The sequence below is a fragment of the Enterobacter sp. SECR19-1250 genome (genome assembly GCF_013391025.1).
In the GTDB taxonomy this organism is placed as follows: Bacteria; Pseudomonadota; Gammaproteobacteria; order Enterobacterales; family Enterobacteriaceae; genus Enterobacter; species Enterobacter cloacae.
Genome location: NZ_JACASJ010000148.1, coordinates 1 through 8,743, shown reverse-complemented (window position 1 = coordinate 8,743; position 8,743 = coordinate 1). Strand labels below are relative to the sequence as shown.

Annotated in this window: 12 protein-coding genes; 8 read left to right on the top strand and 4 right to left on the bottom strand. The window is 53.0% G+C overall.

Annotation, left to right across the window (positions count from 1 at the left end; all coding sequences use genetic code 11):
* Nucleotides 1–123: 123 nt before the first annotated feature.
* Nucleotides 124–690, bottom strand: coding sequence for a D-glycero-beta-D-manno-heptose 1,7-bisphosphate 7-phosphatase (gmhB, locus tag HX884_RS24060; RefSeq protein WP_013095680.1), 567 nt, complete (start codon nucleotides 688–690; stop codon nucleotides 124–126).
* 188 nt (nucleotides 691–878) lie between these two features.
* Here gmhB and metN point away from each other — a divergent pair, with 188 nt between their 5' ends.
* From metN to proS, 6 genes are all read left to right on the top strand, one after another.
* Entirely contained in the window at nucleotides 879–1,910 is a 1,032-nt protein-coding gene (metN, locus tag HX884_RS24055) for a methionine ABC transporter ATP-binding protein MetN (RefSeq protein ID WP_178328905.1), read from the top strand.
* Nucleotides 1,903–2,556, top strand: a complete 654-nt coding sequence (locus tag HX884_RS24050; protein WP_003856130.1) for a methionine ABC transporter permease MetI — start codon at nucleotides 1,903–1,905, stop codon at nucleotides 2,554–2,556. Before metN ends, HX884_RS24050 begins: the two co-directional genes overlap by 8 nt.
* 41 nt (nucleotides 2,557–2,597) lie before the next feature.
* Nucleotides 2,598–3,413: a methionine ABC transporter substrate-binding lipoprotein MetQ gene (metQ, locus tag HX884_RS24045; RefSeq protein WP_013095678.1), complete on the top strand. Its 816-nt coding sequence runs from the start codon at nucleotides 2,598–2,600 to the stop codon at nucleotides 3,411–3,413.
* 106 nt (nucleotides 3,414–3,519) lie between these two features.
* A complete protein-coding gene (rcsF, locus tag HX884_RS24040; protein ID WP_023621752.1) occupies nucleotides 3,520–3,924 on the top strand; it encodes an Rcs stress response system protein RcsF in 405 nt (134 codons plus the stop codon).
* Nucleotides 3,921–4,628, top strand: coding sequence for a tRNA (N6-threonylcarbamoyladenosine(37)-N6)-methyltransferase TrmO (gene tsaA / locus HX884_RS24035; protein WP_020688560.1), 708 nt, complete (start codon nucleotides 3,921–3,923; stop codon nucleotides 4,626–4,628). Before rcsF ends, tsaA begins: the two co-directional genes overlap by 4 nt.
* Before the next feature lie 111 nt (nucleotides 4,629–4,739).
* Nucleotides 4,740–6,458: a proline--tRNA ligase gene (proS, locus tag HX884_RS24030; RefSeq protein WP_020688559.1), complete on the top strand. Its 1,719-nt coding sequence runs from the start codon at nucleotides 4,740–4,742 to the stop codon at nucleotides 6,456–6,458.
* A 49-nt stretch (nucleotides 6,459–6,507) separates the two neighbouring features.
* Here the strand turns inward: proS and nlpE are convergent, their stop codons facing one another.
* From nlpE to HX884_RS24015, 3 genes are read right to left on the bottom strand one after another with little or no spacing between them, the layout of a single operon-like run.
* Nucleotides 6,508–7,206 (bottom strand): envelope stress response activation lipoprotein NlpE, encoded by a 699-nt coding sequence (nlpE, locus tag HX884_RS24025; protein ID WP_013095674.1) that lies wholly within the window; start codon nucleotides 7,204–7,206, stop codon nucleotides 6,508–6,510.
* Nucleotides 7,207–7,239: 33 nt separating this feature from the next.
* Nucleotides 7,240–7,662, bottom strand: coding sequence for an alternative ribosome rescue aminoacyl-tRNA hydrolase ArfB (arfB, locus tag HX884_RS24020; RefSeq protein ID WP_020688557.1), 423 nt, complete (start codon nucleotides 7,660–7,662; stop codon nucleotides 7,240–7,242).
* On the bottom strand, nucleotides 7,659–8,204 hold the full coding sequence (locus HX884_RS24015) for a YaeQ family protein (RefSeq protein ID WP_178328904.1): 546 nt from the start codon (nucleotides 8,202–8,204) through the stop codon (nucleotides 7,659–7,661). Before HX884_RS24015 ends, arfB begins: the two co-directional genes overlap by 4 nt.
* 196 nt (nucleotides 8,205–8,400) lie before the next feature.
* Between HX884_RS24015 and HX884_RS24010 the strand changes: the two genes are divergently transcribed.
* Both HX884_RS24010 and HX884_RS24005 read left to right on the top strand, forming a co-directional pair.
* Entirely contained in the window at nucleotides 8,401–8,622 is a 222-nt protein-coding gene (locus HX884_RS24010; RefSeq protein ID WP_178328903.1) for a YaeP family protein, read from the top strand.
* 33 nt (nucleotides 8,623–8,655) lie between these two features.
* The coding region (locus tag HX884_RS24005) for an IS1 family transposase (protein WP_129028067.1) at nucleotides 8,656–8,743 on the top strand (88 nt) is incomplete at its 3' end.

Sequence of the window (8,743 nt, the reverse complement as noted above, 5' to 3'; positions counted from 1 at the left end):
GGGCTGTTTGTGAAGTGATTCACATCCGCCGTGTCGATGGAGGCGCATTATAGGGGGCCTCCGGGGAATGACAAGCGGAAATATGCATTTTTATTTCAACCGCTCATCTTTTCGCCAAAAAGCCTATTTTTGGTGCTTTTTGATCGCTTCAGGCAGATCGGCCAGGCTATTAATCACCCAATCCGCTGCAGTCTCTGCTTCTGGCGTCACGGGTTTGCCGGTGCGAACTAATACTTTGGTACCCACACCCGCCGCGGTTGCCGCCTGCATATCTTCCATTTTATCGCCCACCATATAAGAAGCGGCCATATCAATATGCAGAAATTCCTGCGCCGAGATAAACATCCCCGGGTGCGGCTTACGGCAATCACAGGTTTGGCGATACTCTTCTACCGTTCCCTGCGGGTGATGAGGACAATAATAGATGCCATCAAGATCAACACCGCGGTCGGCAAGAGACCAGTCCATCCATTCCGTCAGCGTTTCGAATTGCGCTTCGGTAAATTTGCCACGCGCGATACCAGACTGGTTGGTGACAACCACCAGCGCATAGCCCATCTCTTTTAGCTGGCGCATGGCATCGATAACGCCTTCGATAAATTCGAACTCGTCAATCTCGTGAACATAACCGTGATCCACATTAATAGTGCCATCACGATCGAGAAAAATTGCGGGTACTGATTTTGCCACCGGTTTGCTCCTGAAAAAGGCGTGTTCAGCTAGTATCTCATGAATCGCAGCGCAATAAAGTGCTCATCGCACAGAGTTGGATTGATTTAGACGTCTGGATGCCTTAACATCCGTTTTGTTTACGGGCATCACCCGTATCTGGCAGACGAAAATGCCACGGCTAACTTACATACGATAAAAATAATCTAATGATTAAACTTTCCAATATCATCAAAGTGTTCCAGCAGGGGAACCGAACCATTCAGGCGCTGAACAATGTCAGCCTGCATGTTCCTGCTGGTCAGATTTATGGCGTCATTGGCGCATCGGGTGCAGGTAAAAGTACACTGATCCGTTGTGTTAACCTGCTTGAGCGCCCAACCCAGGGCAGCGTAGAAGTTGGCGGACAAGAACTGACCGCGCTCTCAGAAAAAGAACTGACCAAAGCGCGTCGCCAGATTGGCATGATCTTCCAGCACTTTAACCTGCTGGCGTCACGCACGGTGTTCGGCAACGTCGCCTTACCGCTGGAGCTCGACAACACGCCTAAAGATGAGGTTAAGCGTCGCGTAACCGAGTTGCTGGATCTCGTGGGTCTGGGTGATAAACATGATAGCTACCCGGCCAATCTTTCTGGCGGACAAAAACAGCGTGTAGCCATTGCCCGTGCGCTGGCAAGCAATCCCAAAGTGCTGTTGTGCGATGAAGCCACCAGCGCATTAGACCCGGCCACCACCCGTTCTATTCTGGAACTGCTGAAAGACATTAACCGTCGTCTCGGCCTGACGATCCTCCTTATTACGCACGAGATGGATGTCGTAAAACGCATCTGTGACTGTGTTGCCGTGATCAGCAACGGTGAACTTATTGAGCAGGACACGGTAAGTGAAGTGTTTTCACATCCTAAGACCCCGCTGGCGCAGCAATTTATTCAGTCCACACTGCATCTGGATATTCCGGAAGATTATCTGGAGCGTTTGAAAACCGAACCCACGACGGACAGCGTCCCGATGCTGCGAATGGAGTTCACCGGTCAGTCCGTTGATGCCCCGCTGCTTTCCGAAACCGCGCGCCGCTTCAATGTGAACAACAACATCATCAGCGCGCAGATGGATTACGCCGGTGGCGTGAAGTTCGGCATCATGCTGACGGAAATGCACGGCACACAAGAAGAAACCCAGGCGGCAATTGCCTGGCTGCAAGAACATCACGTAAAAATAGAGGTACTGGGTTATGTCTGAGCCGATGATGTGGCTGCTGGTTCGCGGCGTTTGGGAAACGCTGGCAATGACCTTTGTATCCGGTTTCTTTGGTTTTGTGATTGGCCTGCCGGTCGGCGTACTGCTGTACGTGACGCGTCCGGGTCAAATCATTGAGAACGCGAAGTTGTACCGTACGCTCTCTGCGCTGGTGAATATCTTCCGTTCTATCCCGTTTATTATTCTGCTGGTATGGATGATTCCATTCACCCGCGTGATTGTCGGCACCTCTATTGGTCTGCAGGCGGCCATTGTTCCCCTTACGGTTGGCGCCGCGCCGTTTATCGCGCGTATGGTGGAAAACGCCCTGCTTGAAATTCCAACCGGGTTGATCGAAGCTTCCCGCGCAATGGGCGCCACGCCGATGCAGATCGTGCGCAAGGTTCTGCTGCCGGAAGCACTGCCTGGCCTGGTGAATGCGGCAACCATTACGCTTATCACCCTGGTCGGTTATTCCGCGATGGGCGGTGCCGTTGGCGCTGGCGGTTTAGGCCAGATTGGTTACCAGTACGGCTATATTGGTTATAACGCTACCGTAATGAATACCGTTCTGGTATTGCTGGTTGTACTGGTTTATCTCATCCAGTTCTCTGGCGATCGCATCGTCCGGGCTGTTACGCACAAATAACGTTACACACAACACAAACTCGACGAGTTAAGGATAAAAACATGGCGTTTAAATTAAAGACCTTTGCTGCAGCAGGCGCGCTGATCGGCTCTCTGGCACTGGTGGGTTGTGGTCAGGACGAAAAAGATCCCAACCACATTAAAGTGGGCGTTATCGTGGGTGCAGAACAGCAGGTTGCTGAAACCGCTCAGAAAGTGGCAAAAGAGAAGTATGGCCTTGATGTTGAGCTGGTGACCTTCAACGATTACGTTCTGCCGAACGAAGCGCTGAGCAAAGGCGATATTGACGCCAACGCCTTCCAGCACAAACCGTATCTGGATCAACAGATCAAGGATCGCGGTTACAAACTGGTTGCTGTGGGTAACACCTTCGTTTACCCAATCGCGGGCTACTCCAAGAAGATTAAATCGCTGGACGAACTGCAGCCAGGCTCTCAGGTTGCTGTGCCAAACGATCCAACTAACCTGGGCCGTTCCCTGCTGCTGCTGCAGAAAGTGGGCCTGATTAAACTGAAAGACGGCGTTGGCCTGCTGCCGACCGTTCTCGACGTGACCGAGAACCCGAAAAATCTGAAAATTGTTGAGTTGGAAGCGCCACAGCTGCCACGCTCTCTGGACGATGCGCAGATCGCCCTGGCTGTTATCAACACTACCTACGCCAGCCAGATTGGCCTGACCCCGGCAAAAGACGGCATCTTTGTGGAAGACAAAGATTCCCCGTACGTTAACCTGATCGTGACCCGTGAAGACAACAAAGACGCGGAAAACGTGAAGAAATTCGTTCAGGCTTATCAGTCTGAAGAAGTTTACCAGGAAGCCAACAAAGTGTTTAACGGCGGCGCGGTTAAAGGCTGGTAATCTGACCTCAGTGTAATATCATCAAGAGGGGCTTCTGCCCGTCTTGTCATTTGTGCAGTCAACTGATTCAATATCTGACGTTTTGATTATCCACTGAGGAATTATTATGCGTGCTTTACCGATCTGTCTTTTAGCACTGATGCTGAGCGGCTGTTCTATGCTAAGCAGATCTCCAGTTGAACCCGTTCAAAGCACTGCAACCCCGCCAAAAGCAGAGCCCGTTAAACCTAAAGCGCCTCGCCCTGCGCCGGTACGTATCATTACCAAAGCCGACGACCTCGTGGGCAAGCCTTTCCGTGAGCTCGGTGAGGTGAGCGGTGAATCCTGTCAGGCTACCAATCAGGACTCCCCACCCAACATTCCGACAGCCCGTAAACGTATGCAGATCAACGCGGCCAAAATGAAAGCTAACGCGGTACTGTTGCACAGCTGTGAAGTCACCAGCGGGACACCAGGCTGCTATCGTCAGGCGGTGTGTATTGGTTCGGCGCTGACCATTTCGGCGAAATGAGTGCCTTTCATTTCGAACAGATAGGCGTTATCCGCTCTCCTTACAAAGAGAAGTTTGCCGTGCCACGCCAGCCGGGTCTGGTCACCAGCGGCAGCGGTGAACTTCACTTGATTGCGCCCTATAATCAGGCCGATGCGGTGCGCGGGCTTGAGGCGTTCAGCCATTTATGGGTTGTTTTTGTGTTTCACCAGACGATGGACGGTGGCTGGCGTCCTACGGTGCGCCCTCCTCGTCTGGGCGGAAATGCCCGGATGGGGGTATTCGCGACCCGCTCAACCTTTCGTCCAAACCCGATCGGCATGTCGCTGGTTGAACTGAAAGGAATACGCTGTCAGAAAGATCAGGTGATACTGGAGTTAGGCAGCCTTGACCTGGTTGATGGCACCCCGGTTATCGACATTAAACCCTATCTGCCTTTTGCCGAAGCGTTGCCAGATGCCCGGGCCAGCTACGCCCAGCAAGCACCGCAGGCGGATATGCCTGTTCACTTTACGCCAGAACTGCTTACGCAAATTGGCCAACTGGAAAAGCGCTATCCCCGTTTGCGGGACTTTATCGTAGACGTTCTGGCGCAGGATCCGCGTCCAGCCTACCGTAAAGAAGAGGAAGCCGGGAAAACCTACGCCGTCTGGCTGCTGGATTTTAATGTCCGCTGGCGCGTGACAGAGACCGGTTTTGAAGTGTTTGCCCTGGAACCCAGGTAATTTTCTTCTCCTCTCTTTTGGCATCTTTACCACACTGGTAAACTAAACCACTTTTTTTGTGTCAGGCTGGCGTTTCAGCCTGTTCCAATCGTCGAAATGGACCGTAACAACATGCGTACTAGCCAATATCTGCTCTCCACACTGAAGGAGACACCTGCCGACGCCGAAGTCATCAGCCATCAGCTGATGCTGCGCGCCGGGATGATCCGCAAGCTGGCCTCCGGGTTGTACACCTGGCTGCCGACCGGCGTGCGCGTCCTGAAAAAAGTCGAAAACATCGTGCGTGAAGAGATGAATAACGCCGGTGCTATCGAGGTGTCCATGCCCGTGGTTCAGCCCGCTGACCTGTGGCAGGAGAGCGGCCGTTGGGAGCAATATGGCCCTGAACTGCTGCGCTTCGTTGACCGTGGCGAGCGTCCGTTCGTCCTCGGCCCGACGCATGAAGAAGTGATCACCGATCTGATTCGCAATGAGCTGAGCTCTTACAAACAGCTGCCGCTGAACTTCTTCCAGATCCAGACCAAGTTCCGTGACGAAGTTCGCCCACGTTTCGGCGTTATGCGTTCTCGCGAATTCCTGATGAAAGATGCTTACTCTTTCCATACTTCTCAGGAATCTCTGCAAGAGACCTACGACAAAATGTACGAGGCTTACAGCAAAATCTTCTCCCGCATGGGTCTGGATTTCCGTGCTGTGCAGGCCGATACCGGCTCTATCGGTGGTAGCGCGTCCCATGAGTTCCAGGTTCTGGCGCAGAGCGGTGAAGACGATGTGATCTTCTCTGACTCCTCTGACTACGCGGCAAACATTGAATTTGCTGAAGCACTGGCACCAAAAGAACCACGCGGCGCGGCAACCCAGGAAATGACGCTGGTTGACACGCCAAATGCCAAAACCATTGCCGAGCTGGTTGAGCAGTTTGCGCTGCCGATCGAAAAAACCGTTAAAACGCTGCTGGTGAAATCCACTGAAGGCAGTGCATATCCGCTGGTTGCCCTGCTGGTACGTGGTGATCACGAGCTGAACGAAGTGAAAGCTGAGAAGCTGCCACAGGTTGCCAGCCCACTGACCTTCGCAACGGAAGCAGAAATCCGCGCCGTCGTAAACGCAGGCCCAGGCTCTCTGGGTCCGGTGAATATGCCTGTGCCTGTTGTGATTGACCGCACGGTTGCGGCGATGAGCGACTTCGCTGCAGGCGCTAACATTGATGGTAAACACTACTTTGGCATCAACTGGGATCGCGATGTGGCAACGCCAGAAGTGGCGGATATTCGCAACGTTGTTGCAGGCGATCCAAGCCCGGATGGCCAGGGCACCCTGATGATTAAACGCGGCATCGAAGTGGGCCATATCTTCCAACTGGGCGATAAATATTCCCGTGCGCTGAACGCTGCCGTTCAGGGTGAGGATGGCCGTAACCAGATCCTGACCATGGGTTGCTACGGTATCGGGGTCACGCGCGTGGTGGCTGCGGCGATTGAGCAGAACTACGACGAGCGTGGCATTGTCTGGCCGGATAACATCGCGCCGTTCCAGGTGGCTATCCTGCCAATGAACATGCACAAGTCTTACCGTGTGCAGGAGCTGGCTGAGAAACTGTACGCAGAGCTGCGCGCGCAGGGTATCGAAGTGCTGATGGACGACCGTAAAGAACGTCCGGGCGTGATGTTTGCTGATATGGAACTGATTGGTATTCCTCATACCATCGTTATCGGTGACCGTAACCTCGACAGCGACGAGATTGAATATAAATACCGTCGTAGCGGCGAAAAACAGATGATCAAGACCGGTGATATCCTTGATTACCTGGTAAAAGCCATCAAAGGTTAAATAAAAAAACCCCGCTCAGGCGGGGTTTTTTCATGGCGCAAAGCCAGCGTTATTTACTGTTACAGTCTTTGCCTGCCGCGAACTTCGCGTCTTTATCTGCCACAAGGGTTTTCACCAACTCGCCGCTATCCGGGTTTGGCTCAAGCGTAAAGTGACCGTCGACCGTCAATAATACCGGCTTACTGTCATTTCCGCGTGCGACCGCATAATCCCGTTCCAGCTGGGCATTGTTCGCCACGCTCACTTTCTTACCCGTTGCGCAGTCTGTAAAGATGGCCGCATCAGCCATATAGAAATACATGCCCCGCATCGGCATCGGCGTGGCCGGCAGCGCCGCTTTCACCGGAGCCAGCGTGTAGTTGAACTGGGATTCAATCGGGTTGCCTTCACGGTCGAGCATCTCCATCCCCTCGCCTTTGGCGCGGAAATACGTTTTCTCGCCGCTCGTATCGGTCAACACCAGTTTCTCGGCCGTGCGTGCCCATGTCCCGTAAGTCGCAAAAGAGGAGGGTTCTTTCGCGCCCTGATACCGCTGATTCATGACCCACGTACCGTCTTTTTGCAGGAACAGCGACGTCTCAATACCTTCACAGTCGGCACAAGGCAGTACGCCGCGCCAGCTCTGCTGCATTGGCTTTAACTCTTCATTCTGCGTGGGCTGCAGGACCTGCGTTTCCGAACGGTTGTTACATCCGAAAAGCGCAAAGAGCGTACTCACTGCCAACGCTGACCATAATGCTTTTTTCACAATGAATTCCTTATGAAATAGTGTTCCTTTTCGTCAATCCAAAGGGCGACGAACTTTACCGCGTAGTGCTTTCACTGTGGATTTCTGAGCCTTTGACGACAACCGACGCTCTTTCGATGCGCGGGTTGGCCGCGTTGCCCGACGGCTTTTTTGCACCGCAGTTAATTCTTTTATCACCGCCACCAGTCTGGCAATTGCCGCTTCCCGGTTTAACTCCTGGCTACGGTACTCCTGCGCCTTGATCACAATGACACCGTCACTGGTGATCAGATGATGGCTGGCAGCGAGCAGACTTTCCTTATAATACTCTGGCAGGCTTGAGGCCCGAATGTCAAAGCGCAAATGGATAGCGGTTGAAGCCTTGTTAACGTGCTGTCCCCCCGCCCCCTGCGCACGGATGGCGGTGATCTCCAGCTCATTGTCCGGGATGCTGACGTTTCGGGACAACACGATCATGAAGCAGGCTGCCACGCCGTCAGATGAATTTCCAGATTATTCTGAGAGTCAGAAAGCCAGATTGCGCCGTCCTGGATCGTCGCCTGCAGAGTCATCGTCCGGCTGGCGAATTCGCTCAGCTGCGCCAGTTGTTCATCATCCAGATACCAGACCGTGAGGTTTTTAAACTGACCGCACTTGCTCTTGGTTTGCTGCCACCAGATTTCCGCAGCGCGTTGGTTGTACGCGAATAGCGCCACTTCCACAGACTGGGTACACGCCTTTTTGAGGCGGCGCTCATCCGGCAGACCAAGTTCAATCCATAAATCGATACCCAGATGATCGTTACGCAGCCAGGCTTCCGGCTCGTCTTCTGCGCTTAAGCCACGGGTAAACTGCAGACGCTCGTCGGCATATTTAATCCACGCCAGCAGGCGCAGCATCATGCGCTCCTGGGTTTCAGAGGGGTGACGCGCCAGCGTCAGTGACGCATCCAGAAACTGGTTGCGGTCAAGGTCAGCCACATTGACCACCGCTTTATAAATTGTCGCTTTCAGCGCCATGGGAGAACTCCTTTCGAATCAGGCGCACATTGTAGCGAAAACAGCAGCAAAAGGCTGTTACGCCGTGATGAATACGGCGCCATCAAGGCTCTGATATTGCTTAAATGAGTATGGTATAGTCACCTTGCTAAACCGAGTTTATCTTCGTAGGCTTAATGATATCTCACAGTAAGTCAGTGCGCTGGCGGGAGGGGATGTGAATAATTATTGTGAGCTAATTCGCAAACGGTATGCGGAAATCGCCAGCGGAGATCTGGGATATGTCCCGGATGCGTTGGGCTGTGTATTGAAAGTGCTTAATGAAGTGGCCTCTGATGAGAGCCTTTCAGAATCGGTCAGGGAAAAAGCAGCGTATGCTGCGGCGAATTTACTGGTGAGCGATTATGTCGATGAATGGGTAATGGTGCCAACTTACTGATTTAGTGTATGATGGTGTTTTTGAGGTGCTCCCGTGGCTTCCATCTCCATCAGTTGTCCCTCCTGCTCAGCTACTGAAGGCGTGGTGCGTAACGGTAAAAGTACTGCCGGACATCAGCGCT